The 16281-nt window shown below is 49.3% G+C and carries 14 protein-coding genes; 1 reads left to right on the forward strand and 13 read right to left on the reverse strand.

Features of this window, described 5'->3' with window-relative positions; all coding sequences use genetic code 11:
• Positions 1–99: 99 nt before the first annotated feature.
• The 3 genes from kbl to JNJ77_07760 all read right to left on the reverse strand — a co-directional run bounded on the left by kbl (position 100) and on the right by JNJ77_07760 (position 6025).
• On the reverse strand, positions 100–1290 hold the full coding sequence (gene kbl, locus JNJ77_07750; GenBank protein ID MBL8822463.1) for a glycine C-acetyltransferase: 1191 nt from the start codon (positions 1288–1290) through the stop codon (positions 100–102).
• Positions 1291–1299: 9 nt separating this feature from the next.
• Positions 1300–2310 (reverse strand): NAD-dependent epimerase/dehydratase family protein, encoded by a 1011-nt coding sequence (locus tag JNJ77_07755; GenBank protein MBL8822464.1) that lies wholly within the window; start codon positions 2308–2310, stop codon positions 1300–1302.
• 79 nt (positions 2311–2389) lie between these two features.
• Positions 2390–6025 (reverse strand): c-type cytochrome, encoded by a 3636-nt coding sequence (locus JNJ77_07760; protein MBL8822465.1) that lies wholly within the window; start codon positions 6023–6025, stop codon positions 2390–2392.
• A gap of 171 nt (positions 6026–6196) precedes the next feature.
• On the opposite strand from JNJ77_07760, the gene JNJ77_07765 reads away from it, so the two are divergent.
• Positions 6197–6946 (forward strand): UvrB/UvrC motif-containing protein, encoded by a 750-nt coding sequence (locus JNJ77_07765; protein MBL8822466.1) that lies wholly within the window; start codon positions 6197–6199, stop codon positions 6944–6946.
• 7 nt (positions 6947–6953) lie between these two features.
• Here the strand turns inward: JNJ77_07765 and JNJ77_07770 are convergent, their stop codons facing one another.
• The 10 genes from JNJ77_07770 to JNJ77_07815 form a co-directional block, all read right to left on the reverse strand.
• Positions 6954–7118, reverse strand: a complete 165-nt coding sequence (locus JNJ77_07770) for a hypothetical protein (protein MBL8822467.1) — start codon at positions 7116–7118, stop codon at positions 6954–6956.
• An 80-nt stretch (positions 7119–7198) separates the two neighbouring features.
• Entirely contained in the window at positions 7199–8338 is a 1140-nt protein-coding gene (locus JNJ77_07775) for a hypothetical protein (GenBank protein ID MBL8822468.1), read from the reverse strand.
• 18 nt (positions 8339–8356) lie between these two features.
• Positions 8357–9556 (reverse strand): hypothetical protein, encoded by a 1200-nt coding sequence (locus JNJ77_07780; GenBank protein ID MBL8822469.1) that lies wholly within the window; start codon positions 9554–9556, stop codon positions 8357–8359.
• Positions 9557–9601: 45 nt separating this feature from the next.
• Complete coding sequence (locus tag JNJ77_07785; protein MBL8822470.1) at positions 9602–10633, reverse strand: hypothetical protein; 1032 nt, start codon at positions 10631–10633, stop codon at positions 9602–9604.
• Positions 10634–10648: 15 nt separating this feature from the next.
• Entirely contained in the window at positions 10649–11614 is a 966-nt protein-coding gene (locus JNJ77_07790; GenBank protein ID MBL8822471.1) for a permease, read from the reverse strand.
• Positions 11615–11698: 84 nt separating this feature from the next.
• A complete protein-coding gene (locus JNJ77_07795; GenBank protein MBL8822472.1) occupies positions 11699–12958 on the reverse strand; it encodes a metal ABC transporter permease in 1260 nt (419 codons plus the stop codon).
• Positions 12959–13025: 67 nt separating this feature from the next.
• Positions 13026–13439: a hypothetical protein gene (locus JNJ77_07800; protein ID MBL8822473.1), complete on the reverse strand. Its 414-nt coding sequence runs from the start codon at positions 13437–13439 to the stop codon at positions 13026–13028.
• A gap of 102 nt (positions 13440–13541) precedes the next feature.
• Positions 13542–14516: an acetyl-CoA carboxylase carboxyltransferase subunit alpha gene (locus tag JNJ77_07805; GenBank protein MBL8822474.1), complete on the reverse strand. Its 975-nt coding sequence runs from the start codon at positions 14514–14516 to the stop codon at positions 13542–13544.
• 3 nt (positions 14517–14519) lie between these two features.
• Entirely contained in the window at positions 14520–15389 is an 870-nt protein-coding gene (locus tag JNJ77_07810) for a serine/threonine protein kinase (protein ID MBL8822475.1), read from the reverse strand.
• Between the two features lie 142 nt (positions 15390–15531).
• Entirely contained in the window at positions 15532–16095 is a 564-nt protein-coding gene (locus tag JNJ77_07815) for a sigma-70 family RNA polymerase sigma factor (GenBank protein MBL8822476.1), read from the reverse strand.
• Between the last annotated feature and the right edge of the window lie 186 nt (positions 16096–16281).

Here is a 16281-nt window from a genome sequence, read left to right on the forward strand (position 1 = left end):
TTGTATGTAGACCATCAAAAAGGTGCGGAACAGACTCTGGTGGGACGAGGTGTATTCTATAACCCAAGCCTCAAGGAAAAAGTCGGCACATGTAGCAATCTACTTGATGACGTTCAATTCCCGGCCAACAGAACAGAATGCTGCCAGCGCCTGTTCCAGATGTTCCTGCTGATGTGCTGCTGAAAGCTGCATGCGGATGCGAGCCTGGCCAACTGGCACAACCGGATAGCTGAAGCCGATGACATAAATGCCTTTTTGTAGCAGTTTATCAGCCATCACGCTGGCCAGTTTGGCATCACCCAGCATCACCGGGATGATAGGATGATTTCCTGGCTTCAATGTAAATCCTGCCCGGGTAAGACCGTCACGCATAAATCGGGCATTGCCTTGCAGTTTGGCTCGTAGTGATGCACCTGAATCAATCATTTCCAGTGCTTTCATCGATGCAATGGCAACACTGGGTGGCATGGCATTGCTGAACAGATACGGTCGCGACCTCTGCCGTAACGTCTCAACCCAGGGTTTGAATGAAGTAGTAAATCCGCCCACTCCACCACTGAGCGTTTTCCCCAGCGTACTGGTAATGACATCAATGCGATCCATCACTCCAAACACTTCAGGAGTGCCTCGCCCCGTTTCACCCAGAAACCCCGTAGCGTGACACTCATCGACCATGACGACTGCGTGATATTTATCCGCCAGTTCGCAAATCTGATCCAGTTTGGCCAGATCGCCATCCATCGAGAATACGCCATCGGTAGCAATCATTCTGAACCGCTGCTTTTGAGTGGCTTTCAGCAACTCTTCCAGTTCAGCCATGTTGCTATGCTTGTAGCGGTGCCTCTGCGCTTTGCACAATCGGATTCCATCAATGATGCTGGCATGGTTCAGTTCATCACTGATGATGGCATCCTGATCGGTAAGAATCGTTTCAAACAGGCCGCCATTGGCATCGAAGCAGGAATTGTAAGTAATGGAGTCTTCTTTATTGAAGAACTTCGCTATCTGCTGCTCCAATTGCTTGTGGGGCACTGCCGTACCGCAAATAAATCGCACCGATGCCATGCCGAAGCCGTATTGATCCAGCCCCTGGTGTGCCGCCTGGAGAATATCAGGATGACTCGCCAGCCCCATATAGTTATTGGCGCACAGGTTGATGACTTTTTTTCCACCAACAACGATCTCGGCCCCCTGCGCACCTTCGATCACACGTTCTGATTTGAATGTGCCAGCAGCTTTGATTTCCTCTAACTGTTTATTGAGATGCTCACTGAAGCGATGATCGCTCATGATAAACCTTTACTGATGATGCTTGACAATGTTAGGCAGCAGATATTCACTAAAGGCACGCTCGAAATCATACTGAGGCTGAAAGCCCCAGTCATTTCGGGCGGCACTGTCATTGACATCAGCAGGCCAGGAATCCACGATGAGCTGCCTGCGCTGATCGGGCTGATACTGAATGTCTGCTTCCGGAAACGCTTTCAATACCCGCACGCGGAATTCCTCTGCAGAGGGATTGAACCCAGCGAGGTTATAGACTGGTTTCGACAGTTTCCTGTTATCTGCCTCGGCTAGTTTCAAGATGGCAGAAACCCCATCAGGCATGGCCATGAATGGTATGCGGGTATCGGGCCGGACAAAACACTTATAGGTCTGCTTCTTGGCTGCCGCATGAATCATTTCCGGTGCAAAATCACTCGTTCCACCTGTTGGCAAAGTAAAAGCACTGATTAATCCCGGAAATCGTATTCCCCGAAAATCAACGAGCCCTTTCGATTCCTGTATATCCAGTTGGCGGTAATGTTTCTGATAATAATTGCCCAGCTTCTCGCAATACAGTTTGTTGATGCCGTACATCGTTCGCGGCTCACACCAGTCTGACTCGAGTACTTTACCTGACTTCGCTTTAGTACTAACATCGGGCATACCGTAGACTGCTATGCTGCTTGGATAAATAAAACGTATTGGCTTTCCTTGCTGGCGAGCTTCGCTCACCGCCAGTTCCAGCAGGTTCAAAGTGCCATCGACATTGACCATGTGGGCCAGCTTCGGCATACGTTCTGATTTGGTGGAAAGCAATGCGGCCAGGTGAATGATGATATCGAAATCGTAATTCGCGCCGAGGTTCTCCACGACCGAGGCATCGGTGATATCGCCAACCACGGTTCGATAGCATTTCTTCCTGATCGATTCATCAGGTGAGTTCAAATCGAGGGCGACAATCTGAGTACCACTGTTCGCAGCCAATGCTTCAATCAAGCCATGGCCAATTTCGCCATTTGCTCCAGTAATCAACACAGTTTTCATGGATTTTTCCAGGCGATGGCCAAGCCTTTCGTGTCTGCTTCCAATACCATATGCATCCATTGGAAGCAGACCACAAGAATTATTTTGGATTCGATTCCAGGTAAGCCAGCAGGTCTGCAATCTCCTGCAGGGTGAGTTCATCGATGAGTTTTTCGGGCATAGGTGAAACGGTTGACGCAATCTGAGATTCAATATCTGCCTTGTTGATGGTTACTTTGGAACCATCGGTTTGCAACACGGTCACCGTGTTGCCCTGCGGCGCTGCCAGGCCGGTGATAGTCTGTCCCTGTACCGTAACGATCACCGTTCCTCGATACTGATCACTGATGGTTTTCGAAGGGTCAAGTATCGCTTCCAGTGTATCACGTCGTTGAAACCGGCTTTTGAGCGTTGTCAAATCTGGTCCTAATCCTTCGCCTTCATTTCCAAACTTATGACATTTGATGCAGTTCGTTTTCGTAAACACCACCTTACCTTTAATGGCATCTCCTTTGGATGAAGCAACCACTGATTCAAAATCGCTCATCTTCCATTTGGAGGATGCGGTCAGAGCATTGACATTAGGAACAGGTGTTTCCTTGGGGAACTGTTGATTGAACCAGCGAGACCACCCGTTGATCTCCTGCTTGATATCCGTACCATCCGGAGAAAAACGTAATGCCTTCCATTTGTGTAGCAAACGAATGGCAGCCACTCGATCCTTCTCCTCCAATCGATTAATCGCAAGTATGACGGTTCGATAGGCTGCTGAATCTTCCGGCGCAGGCTGGTAGTCACACTTGGCCAGTGACTGCATGCAATCACGAACCACCAGTGGTGAAGTTAATCGAAGACCTTCCAGCAGATACTTCACATTTTCCCTGGCAGGCACTTTAGCCAGCAGACGAACAACAGACTCCAGCATAGTTGGATTACCTTCCACCATCTTTCGGAGAGCCTGCTGCACCTCAGCACGCTGAATCTGTCGCCCCAATTGATCCAGCACAACCGATTGAAGTTTCACTACATAGGTATCTTTGCTGTTGCTTATATTCTGTAAGAGATTGATTAGATCAGAGGCATCCTGCTCGCTGCCATAACCATCCAGCAAGACTGCAGCGACATGCGGCTTGGAATCAACCTGCTGCATGAGGAGCTTTCTTTCATCGGGTGATAATGCGTGTGACCAGTCTTTGAAGATGTTCTGCATGAAAGGCGCATAGCTATGTCCGCCCGACCAGGTTTTGGTCGCTTCATACCAGTTGACAACGGCATCCCTGGTTTGCTGCGTATACCCATGATGATGTAACAGACGAAGCAGATAGAAGAAGTAGATACTCTGTGGACGATCCGATTGTGTTCTGACCATTTCTGCCGTGAGTTTCTGAGCAACAGGCAGAGCGGTCCATTGGTTGCGGGCAGCGTGAGAAAGCAGAATGCCTAACTCTCGGTTTACTCGTGAATCACTGGTGGGGAACTGTTCAAACCAGGAATTGACTGCCTTTTGAACGATTGTATTTTGAGAGTCCAAATTGCAGTGAATGCATACCAGTTGCCAGGTTCGTAGTTGTTGCAACTGGACTGTTGGATCAGTTGACTTGGTCAGGGCATTCAATCTATCGACAATCTGCGTTTGGTACTTGGCAGCCTGTCCGGTCTTACACAGCGCAACAATAGCCTCCATCGCCTGCAAATCACTCGATTGACTAAGTTTGTTTATCCATGTTTCTGGCTCAAGTCGCTGCAGGACCAGCCTGGCTGCGGTCCGGAGAAAAGGATCAGACTGCCCCAATAATGACCAGATCTCGTCGACAGGAACAGTGAGCTGATGTCTGATGATAGCATCACACGCCAGTCGCTGCTGGTAGGCATCGCCGGATTTCAATTGCTTTTGAATTGCAGACAGTTCAGGCGGGGCAGGGGGTTTCCATTCTAAGCGGTTTTTGCTCCATGCAGCAAGAGGCTGTATCCTGCCTCTGGAATCATTGTCGGTTGATGGATTGGCATAACGGATTCTGTAAACTCCACCAGTGGTGCTACGACCTCCCAGCGTGAAGTAGATTGAGCCATCAGGCCCCACTTCCAGATCGGTAACGTTCAGTGGAGATCCGGTACAGAACTTCTCAGCGTTGCCGCGAAAGCCAGCCCCGTGAGGGGTCGTATGCACAGCCCAAATGACACCGATGGACCAGTCTGCCAGGAATATTGCGCCTTGATATTTCGATGGGTACTTAACATGTTCATACACTGCAACACCGCAAGGTGAACCACGGCCAGTTTCTACCATCGGCTCGAGGCTATCCAGGTAATAGTTAGGCGTATTGGCTGCTCCAGTTCGCCAAAGGTAATCTGCCCCTGGTGGAACGTGGCACACACGCACTGGGCGATACCAAGGCATGCCTTCATCCCATTCCATGTCGCTGTCGAAGGTAAACATTTCCCCGTCTGATCGGAATGCAGCATCATACTGATTGCGGAAGCCAGCAGCATACAGGCTCATGTTGTTACCTTCATGATCTAATCGCCAAATAGTTCCGCCTGGTGCAAGAATGTTGGCAGCATGGCCACGTCCATCGTTTAAACGTGGAATAAGAACATCTTCAGTAGTTCCCGGCTTGCCCTGATCGGGGCCAAAATAGCCGTTTGGCCAACGGGTTAATGGCGAATTTTTCGCCAGTTCCTTCGGCTGAGCCCAGGCATGGTTTCCGATGACCAGATACAGCCAGTCATCTGGGCCATGGATTATCGCATGTGGTCCATGTTCTCCCATTCCACCCTTGAACTTGTGCAATAGCTGCACTTCATCAACAACATCATCATTGTTCTTGTCAATCGCACGATACAGCCCGGTTCCTTTCGGTCCATCTCCCACCACCAGCAAGGCATCGCGCACCCAGCACATTCCCTGTGCGTTTTTAACCTGCTCGCAGTAAGGTTCAATCTTCTTCAGTTCGCCATTTTGATCCTGCTCGGTACATAGCAAAATCGGACCGCGCTCCTGCGAAACCAGCAATCTGCCTTTGGCATCAAAAGTCATATTGATAATTGAAAATGGTATCCGTGGATTGAGCTTCGGAGCAACAGGATTGGGAGGAATGACGGTCTCCACAACAAACCCTTCAGGCACCTTGAATCGTTGTGAAGAAGGTCCATCGCTCCAACTTAACGTTCCCCAAGGTTCGGTGTTTCCATATTCGCCCAGCACATGAACCGGCTGCCAGTTCTTATCCTCAAATTCAGGCTTGATCCATTGCTCATCAGGCCTGGTGCTGACCGACTTCCATGAGCGATCGCTATTGATTGCCATGGAGGATTTGCCATTGGGAATGACTGTCAAGCGAACAAGAAGTGCTGCAGCACCCGGCGATTCGTTGCCAGCTTCAATGGCTATAACATTAGTGCCATGCTTCGCCAATTTCTTGACATCGTAACGATAAACCTGTTGCCAGTTATCGCCACTGCCGATGCGTTGTCCATTAAACCAAACGGTGAATGTATTATCGGCAGTCAGTTCAAGAACTGCTTCATCAACCGGGTTTGCGATGGGGCGGTCGATGGTAAATGTTTTTCGAAACCAACGGTTACCAGCAGGCAGTTGCTGTGAAGTAGCCGCTTCGCTTGTCCAGATCCATGCTAAATCTGGCTTATCTTTTTGAACAGACTGACTGTTTCCCTGCAAGCTGCATATCAGACAACTCAGAATAACCAGATTGACAAAAACCATATGAACTGGCATGAATTTCATCCTGTCTGAAACGTGTTACAAGGTAGCATTCTACTTGTAACTTGATCTGCTTCAACGGAACGCATAATCACTCTTTCAGCATCTTGCACTATTTTCATCACTGGTTCGGCATGGCAAACATCAGTCTTGACGTATAATAGTTTTGACAGTTGAGGAACAAGAATGGGACAGGATATTGATCGTGCACTGGCTGGGTGGGAATTCAAACCTGGAATGATCCAGGCGCGGATGGTGACGTCTGGCGATGGGCGCCAGGTCATTCAACTGCGCATTGATCTTGGTGTGCTGCAGATGGAAGTGAAGGGCAGACCCGATGGCGCCCGCCCGAATGGCTTCCTGACCTATCTTGATTACCTTCGCGATTTGATTCGCCGCAAGGGACTCGAATCCGACGACTCATTCACCATGACTGAAGAACATTGTGTCGAAGCGGATCGGGAGTTCGTCCAGTTTTATCATCGGCGTGTAGCATTCCTCACCATGAATCAGTTTGAACGAGCCATCCGCGATGCTGACCATACGCTCGCCTTCATGGATCTGGTTAAAGAACATGCACCACATAACGACTATGTGACAGCACATGAACAGTACCGTCCCTTCGTTCTGTTTCATCGAACTGCAGCCATGGTAGAAGCCTCATTGGCCAAGGATACACCAGAAACTGCCATCGATGCCATTCGGGACGGATTACAGCGCATCAAGGAAGTGTTCATCGAATATGAGCAGGATGAACGTTACGACAAGGATCCGCTGGTAAAGGAGCTGAAGAAGAAGCTGAAACAACTGCGCAAGGAGCATGGTGTGAAACTGACTTTGAAAGAGCAGCTCGCCAAGGCAGTAGAAAAAGAAGACTATGAGACTGCAGCCAGGCTTCGCGATGAAATGAAGAAGCGAAGCCAAGCCAACTCGTAAGTGATGACTATTCCGCGGGAACCCAGAAGGGGCTAACCTTCTTAATCTTGGATATTATTGCCTGCTGATCTGCAGGATTTTTGGTGGTGGCCAGCTTGGTCTTCAGCTTAGCCACGGTTGCACGGCGCTTGCGTTTACGTTTCAGTTCTGACTTACGTTCAATGTAGGACATCGCGATTTCTTTGCCTGAGACTGAGATTTACACTTATTATTAGATAGTGATTAGCGCCATATTCTGCAAGAGGATTCATTTCAAGGGCCCTGCATCCACTTCAACTGCTCTTCCATTTCGCTCACCAGTTGAGGATCTCTGGCCCTGATGGATTCCGTGAATTTCCTGGCATTTTCACTTGGATTACTCAATGCATAACGAATGATCGCACGTTTCGAGATTACCGACTCGAAGTTTTGCTGATAAAGTTTGAAAACTGCCTGTTCCGTATCCCAGCATTTCATCACCCTCATCTGTTCAATGGCCAAATCCATCATTTCCAACTGCGACAAAAACTGCACCAGGGTATTAGAAACCTTTTCACGAACGCTTTCTTTTCGAACTGCATGCATGAACTTGATGAATCTCAATAATGCATGTTTTTCAGTGAAGTTACGTTTTTCGTCCTTGGCAATGTTTTGTACTAATAGCCAGGCGGCAGCAGCATCCTGTCTTTCAATTCCGCAGAGTATGCCATCCAGTGCCGTGGCGTACCGTGCATCGGGCGGATGGTCTATCAACCTTTTCAATAAGGCAAAGTCATCCCGGTTGCCACACGCACCCAGGAGATAAGCATAAAGTGCCAGACAATGTTGAGGCGTTTTCGAGTCAACCACCCATCGTCGTAATTTGGCGGCATCAAGCTGCCCCGCAATATTGGCAACATCTTCATTCTGAGCGATGGACCATTCCTTGTAAGCATCGTTGGCAATTTCAGGCTCGTTGTCCTGAAAAAAATCAAATGTGTACTTCAACCTGGCTTGTCTTTCCGATGGAGTCCCCAAGCCGGTGAGTTTGGGCATATTCTGCAGGTACGAAACCAATCGATCCGTGGTACATTCGATGCTGCGGTACGGGTCAACTTGTCCCTGGTTGATATCCAGAAAAATGATGTACCGGATGCCTGGCACTGGCGGGACATAACGTGGCAGGGTCAATTTGCCGGCAGCAATCTCCTTGCGATCACCTTGCAGGATTTTCTCAATCTGAAAGTCACTGGTTCCCTTGATGCCATCCGGGGCCAAGCGGGAATCGGTGATTCGACCGAATATAACGAGTTTGGCGCCTGCCACTTCCTTGGAAAGAGGCATACCCTGATTGCTGCAAAGCACGCACGCATGCAGCAGGGCAGGGCAGAGAAGCAGCAGAATGAACACGCGCTGAAACTGGACCAGATACATTCCATGTACCCTTGAGCACTACTTGTTCCTGGCTGCGTCGGCCTGCGAGATCTTTTCGAGATCAAGAATCTCCTGGGCATCCCTGATTTTTTCCGGATGCGTTTTTCTCACATCTTCAACATATGCTTTGGCTGCGGCATCATCAGGTACGGAAAGCATGTATCGAAGAACGGCACGTTGAACAATCGGTGCAAGATGTGTTTCTCGTTTGCTTTGCTGAATAATGGTGGAGGTAAATTTCCATTGTTTCCATTTTCGCAGGTCTTCAATAGCCAGGTCTGCAATGTCCCCCTGGCCGACAAAGGTTTCCATAGTCTTCAATAAATCTTCCTGAGGAACATAACCAATGTGACTTTCCCACAGAAAACGAATGGTTCGCAGAGCCGCATAACGTTTGTTGAAATCCAGATTGGAACTGCTCACCAGTGATTGGGTATATTTCCAGCCATTGACCTTATCGACCAGGATGTATCCAGCCAGGATACCATCGATTCCCGATATCAGGCTTTTATCCGGATCGTTCAGCAGCGATAGGAACAACTCGCCATCTTCCTGTTTGCCGCAGAGTCCCAGCATGAGTCCCAGCAAGCCATAGCGGTAAATGGCAGTGTTGGGGTCTTTAAGCCAAACCTGCAGACGCTTACGCATGGCATCATCGCCATGTGCTTTTACCATTTTGACGACATCGGCATAATCTGCTTTGCCAAATTCCTTGAATGCATCAGTTGCGATTTCATTATCAACATGATCGAGATAATTGAAATAGAAATAGAGACGCTTGGTGATATTCTTCTCATCCAACTGCAGCGCTTCTTTCAGATACCTGACCAAAATGCCATCTTTGGCTGTCAGATAAAGATAGGTGTCAGGCTGATCGTTGTTCAAATCACAAAAGACCAGGAGTTTCTCAGGCCCGGTGGTACTGGGTGGAATATAACGGGGCAGGGTGATGGTTTTCTTGTTCTTGAGAAATGGATCATTCTTAACCACTTCCTCAATGGTGAAATCGGTGGTACTGAACTCGCGGCCATCAGCGTCACGCTTGATTTGCGGATTACTCGGAACCCCAAACAGGACAAACCTCGCCTGCTGAACTTCCTTAACCAGAGTCTGGCCCTGCATCGTGCCACAGAATGGGCAGTGGGCCTGGACCGATGCCGACAGTGTGAACACTACAACTACCGCCATCACCCGACTGAACCAAGATGATGCAAACATAGAGTCTTTCCTGAAAAACAAAACTACCTTAGCTATTGTCGCACATTAATTGAGATAAGGGAAGGGGGGCATAGGCGCCAACTCAACTGAGACTGCCTTCATAAACGCCTGGTACTTGCCATCCTGACCGGGCATGAATTTCAAACGCCCCTGAACCTTCACCCATTTCGTTCCCGTTTTCTTGCTACCATCGTTGAGATTCTCGGGCAAAGGCTTGCGGGTTGCACAAAGAATCATGGCCGGTCGGGAATCCGTCAGGCAACATGCCATTCTTAAACGCACCACCCGGAATACGCTGACAGCACCTGTCTCTTCGAGATCGAACATGCCTTCGAGTTCCACTTTACGATATGCTGCATATTGCTTCATCAGACCTGGATCCTGAACGACTTTTTCAAGCTCCGCAAGATCTGTAACAAATGGCTTGACGCCTTTTGCCTCATCATCCAATTCATCGATAATGCTCTGGACGCCGGAGGCAAAGGTGGTTGAGAAACCCACTTGAGGAAACACTTCATTGGGCATGCTGAACGCACCCATCATCATCCAGCACATCTGTTCATTGACCATTCCCGACCTCTTGTTCTTGAGGGCTGCATCAATGCGGTAGCGTTCAAAGTTTTCGATCATGCGCGTGTCAGGTAAGCCCATCATGATCAGAATCAGAGGAATCAAGAGGGGGATATATCGAATAGGGTTCCAGTTATGGTCGTGTCCGTGATCGCAGCATTCATGTCCCGCATGCTCGTGTTCATGATCATGATGGTGTTCATGACCATGTTCACCATGATCGTGATCGCAGCAGTCATGGTCTTTTTCATCAGGATCATGATCGTGGTGATGCCCATCGCCACCGCGTCGCAGATTGATCAACAGAATCACGAAGAGGACAAGCAGAAAAATACCACCGATAAAGATGGTGTACTGTATCCAGGTTGTAACCAGGGACAGGATGCTCCTTTCCCCCGGGCTGAACCGGTAGTAATGGGAAAGAAACATCCAGACCATGACCAGTCCGTAGGCGCCTGTCATGATGAGAGTAAAGAGTCTTTCCATGAACTGACTGTTGCGATGCATGGTTTACCTCTCGAATTAAGCACCTACCGATTTGAAACCCTGTACCAGATAGAATGCAGCCATACTGAAGACGAAAACAATCACCCATAAGAGTACTACGATGGTGATGATCAACTTGGGCTTAAACACTCTGGTGTACATTAACAATAACTTGAGATCGAACATCGGCCCGAGCACTAGAAAACTCAGTTTACCTGATAGTGGCACTTTGATCATATTGGCAGCAACAAAGGCATCTGCTTCACTGCACAAACAGAGAAGCACTGCAATCACCATCATAATTAGTGCTGCACTCCAGGGATTGCCGAAAAGGTACGATACTTTGCTGACAATTTCATAGGTCTGCAGCGTGGCAGCCAGAATGGCTCCCAAAATCAGGAAACAAGTGATATCGATGAAATCGTGCAGAGCCACCTGTGCGATATTGGCCAGCCTCATGCTCCATGGCCTCTTGACCTGAGGCTCATCAGCCAGTTGCAAAGGTGTTATCTTGATCGGCACTTTGATAAGGTCGGACACACCTTTTACTGCCAGACGATTGATCACGCATCCTACAATAAAGGCTGTTAAAAAAGCTAAACCACATCGCATGACAACCATTTGTACGCTGGTCAAGCCGTCAATGGTGCTGCGATCACCCGAGAAGGCAGCCCAGGTTGAAGCAATCACCACAGGGTTCACCACCGGTGCTGCTAGCATATAGGCAACGGCACATCCCAGTGGAAGCCCTTTGCCCAGTAGGCGCCGCATCACGGGCACAATACCGCATTCGCACATGGGGAAAATAAGCCCCAGCAATGCACTTCCCGCTATTGCCAACGACCGGTTCTTGGGAATCATGCGGGCAAAAAGTTGTTGTGGTAACAATTCTTCCAGGATGCCGGAGATCAGCGCGCCAATTATCACAAAGGGAAGGGCTTCGTACACAATACTTTGAAACGAAACTACAAACTGGTCAATCCCGCTCAAAGCTGCAAACATCGGCTGTATTATCATGGCATCCTGAATCCGGCGTGGTTCTCTTCTTTACATGAATGATAGCGATACCCAACGGGTAAACTACTCTCAGTTATTGCTTACGGAAATCGCTCGCTTTCCTCGAAGCAAGGGGCCAGCAAAGACGGAGGCAAAAAAGCAGATTGTTCCCAATACAACAATAACGCCTCCCGTTCCGAGCGGAAGGTTCTTTCCACCAATGACAGGCTGCCAGCTCGCACTAATGAAAAAGCCTCCCAGACCAGCCACGAGCGAGACAAATAAAGTAATCCAGAAAAACTGTCGTAAATTGCGCGAGATGTTGCCTGCTGTTGCCGCAGGTAAAATCAGTAACGCATTGATTAAAAGTGCTCCCACGACTTTCAGGCATGCGTTAACCGTCATCGCCAGAAAGATGATAAACAGATAGTTGCTGAGTTCAACCGAAATGCGCCGGGAACGTGCCAGGCTGGGATTAAAGCTCGCCAGCACCAGCTTGTTGTAACGCAGCAATAAAAAGATAACAGTGATGACGAGTAGAATCAAAAGATAAACAATCTGCTGACTTGTGGTTGCCATCGGGTCGCCGAAAAGAAAGGTTTCCGGATTCTGTGCTCCACGGCTTCCGCCGCCGATTTTGGCAACTGCTGTCAGCAGAATGGCGCCAAGGCCCATAGCCCCGGCAAAGAAAACACCAATGATGGTGTCATTAGCCAACACCGTCTTTTGCTTCACGTAGGCAATACCGCAGCCGCTGATGATTCCAAACGCCACCATGACCGGAACAATCAGTTCATCGCTGGCCAACAGTCCGGCAATATTCATGAGAATACCAAGGGCCACACCTGCGAAAGCAAAGTGAGCCAGGGCATCGGAAAAGAATGCCATGCGATTGCTTAACACCAGCGAACTGATCGCACCGCATATCAGACATACCAGGAGAATACTGACCAGCCCCAGCACCATCTGCTTATTACTGAACAAGGTCCCTTCGGAAAACATTCCCTTCAATTCGGTAAACTGTTCATCGAGCCATTGTGCAGGCATTGAATACCAGGCGTAAAGAACCTGAATGTATTGAACTGTCTTGTTATCTTCTGCCAGTTTCACTTGAAGCAGCGTGCCTGGCGATTGCAGGGAAATATCTTCAGACCCCTGCCCGTGCAAACCCGTTTTACAACTGACCGCAGAGGGTACGGTCACCCAGATGCTCTCACCTGATTGCACCAGTCTGATTCTGATTTCGCCAGTACTGCCATGCTCCTGCAGAACCGCTGGCTGATCCTGGCCTAATACGACCTGGGGGATCAGCATGCCGATAAATAATGTCAGGATTCGGACGGAGTGCAATGATTGCTCCAGAAGGGGTATGTTTAATTTACGAGGAACAGGGAGCAGCAGTTCGAATATAGTGCAATCAACCGCCGGGTAGGGCAGGTGCCTGAGGCCAGATCATATTTTCCATACGAATCGCCAAAGTGAGATAAGTACACAGACCGGCAAAGAAAAGCGACCAGACCAGTATCCAGATAGATCGAGACTTAAGCTTTCTCGAATTTGCACTTTCGTCTACTGGCTGGTTACCGGCATCCAGGTTCTGCGTACCTGACAAGGCATGTACCACGCAAGTTTTGTAAAGCGCCTGAAAGATGCCAAGATAGCCAAGAAAGTATGGAGCAAAGACTGTTGCTCGTAGCCAATCATTTACATCCTGCCAGATAAAAATGAGCGAGAGTGCCAGCCCCAGATAAAAGAATAACAGGCCCATCAGACGGCGTTTGTGCGTCTCGCGTGGCCCAAGATTGATGCAAGCAGCCTGGGTCTGGACCATGGAATTTTCCCGGAAAATACGCAAATCGAATGAAACATAATGATGATTATCGGACGTTGCTCCTATCTTGCCATAACGGCTGTTTGTGTCCGATAATACATCTTATGTTGCGTTTTCAAGTTGCCTGATAAATACTCCCATTTGCCGGAATTTCTGATAGCGTGCCTCCAGCAGTTCGTCAACCGACTTTCCCTTCAACTCACGCAAGGCATTGAGCAGGTACATCTTCAGGGTATTGGCCATTTCACGCTGATCACGATGAGCACCACCGAGTGGCTCTGGAATCACTTCATCAATCACTTTGAGTTCCATCAGATTCCGGGCTGTGAGCTTGAGAGCATCAGCGGCTTTGGATTTCGTCTCCTCGGTAGCATGCTTCCACAATATGCCTGCACAGCCTTCAGGACTGATGACCGAATAATAAGAATGCTCCAACAGACTAACCCTATCACCGATTCCAATGCCCAAGGCCCCGCCTGAACCCCCTTCGCCAATGACTACACATACGATTGGCGTTGGAATTCGGGACATTTCCAGAAGATTAACCGCAATAAGTTGCGCCTGCCCACGTTCTTCCGCGCCAATGCCCGGATAAGCTCCAGGTGTATCTATCAGACAAATGACCGGCAATCCGAACTTGGCGGCAAACTTCATGCGCATGAGAGCCTTGCGGTACCCTTCAGGATGAGCGCAGCCATAAAAGCACTCCGTCCGTTCATGCAGGTTCCGACCCTTATGGTGACCAATCAGCATGACCTTGAGATCATCGAGACGCGCTATGCCCGTTCTCAGGGATCGGTCATCGCCTATTGCCTTGTCTCCATGCAATTCGGTAAAGTCGTCAAAGATGAGATTGACGTAATCCAGAAATTGAGGGCGTTCTGGATGCCTTGACACTAGAACGGTTTGCCAGGCAGAAAGCTGATTGAATTTCTTCTTCTTGAGGCTGACAACTTCCTTTTGGATGCGTCTTAGTTCCTCAGCTTTGTCGGCACTGTTCTCCGCTTCAAGATTCCGAAGCAATGCTTCCAACTCAGCGATGTCTTTCTCAAATGGCAAATAACTGGGCATGGTCATTTCTCAAGCGGGACGCTCGAGTTTATCTCCCTTGTAAACACGCGTGACCCTTAACTGCGACAAAAGCTCATGCATATTTCTGAAACGTTCCTTTTTATCTTTGGCAAGGCATCGCTGGACGATCTGTGCAAATTCTTCCGTAATGTCATCTACCACGTACTGCAGACTCATCGGCTTTTCTTTGAGATGTTTGGCTAGTAGATCGGATGGGCTGCTCCCTCTGAATGGCGGCCTGCCTGATGCAATCTCGTACATGGTCGCGCCAAAACTGTAAATGTCGGATCGTTCATCGAGTGGCTTATTCAGAATCTGTTCCGGCGACATATAGCTCCGGGTTCCCGCTGTGGTTCCCCGTTTTCGCCCGCCTCGAAACCAGCCAAAGAGCCCTGCACTGCGTTCAATGCGTTTTGCCAGGCCAAAGTCGATGAGTTTTAGTTCACCTGAGCTGTTCAACAGGATATTGTCAGGCTTGATATCGCGATGAATCCAGCCACGATCGTGCATGTGGGCAATACCGGCTGCCGCCATGCACATGATAGAGTGAGCACGTTCGCGAATGATGGGATGCTTACGCATCATGCGCAGCTTCAGATTTCCACCGGGAAAGAATTCCATGATCAGATATTGAGTATCTTTATCCTTCGCGAGTTTCAGCATCTTGATGACGTTGGGATGGCTCATCGGCATGCCAACTTTGGCCTCATGCTCCAGCAATCTTCGGTGAACCGGATTTTTGGCATACTCGGGGAGTAACAACTTCATGGCAAAGTGACGACCAGACCCTGGCTCATTGACTTCCCATACCTGGCTCGTTTGGCCCGTCGTCATGTGATTCATGAGACGGTATCCGCCTATTGTTTGCTCAGTCGCCATAGCCGCCAATCAATTAAAGTTCTTTGATGGTAACAGTTTAGGTATATTTGAAGGACTTGCCAAGATTTCTGTACCGCAGTAATAGCAACTACTTTCCCAAAATACAGGAAGCGAGAGTGTTTACTCTCGCTTCCATTATTGATCAACAGGCATCAACGGAGAGCACTTCTGAACCCTCCAGCCGAGCCTTGAGCCTGTTACGGGCCACGTGCAGACGACGCTTGATCGTTCCTTCAGGCGTGGCCAGCGCTTGGCTCATTTCTCGAATGGATTCTCCCCGGATGTAGAAGGCGGTCAGCGTCTCACGGTCGAGCCTGCTCAATCGAGCCAGGCCCTTGCGAATCGTGGTACGAGCTTCCTTCCTCATCATGGTCTCCAGAGGGTTGTGCTCATCACCCACCTGGTTTTCGAGAATGCCTTCTTCCACCTGGTTGACCTTACGCCGTGTCAGACGGTTTAGAGCCAGTCGGATGCAGATCTGTCGAATCCACCCGATGAAAGCGGCAGGTTCCCGCAGCTGGTCGAGCTTCGTCCAGGCACGAACAAATGTTTCGTGAGCCAGTTCCTGAGCAGCGCCACCATCGCGCAGCTTTTCCAGTGCCGTGGCGTAAACCACAGGCTGGCATTCACGTACCAGTTCGCTGAACGCAGCGCGATCTCCCGTTTGAGCCAGAATTACATGCTTGACAATTAAATCAGTGTTCACGACTGCCCTTCCCTGTCCAGTGTGGCAGCTGAATCACGTTTGCATCGAACACAGGCAGTTATTCCACGAAGGTATAGCTGCTTTCATGGCGATAAAACGTGCAGCCTTGGCTGCCACGAGCATCAATGTGTTGGGTTGATGTTTGTTTGCTGCTGCAGTGATGTGGGACATCACGCAACGTGAGAC

The organism is Planctomycetia bacterium (assembly GCA_016795155.1).
Classification (GTDB): Bacteria; Planctomycetota; Planctomycetia; order Gemmatales; family HRBIN36; genus JAEUIE01.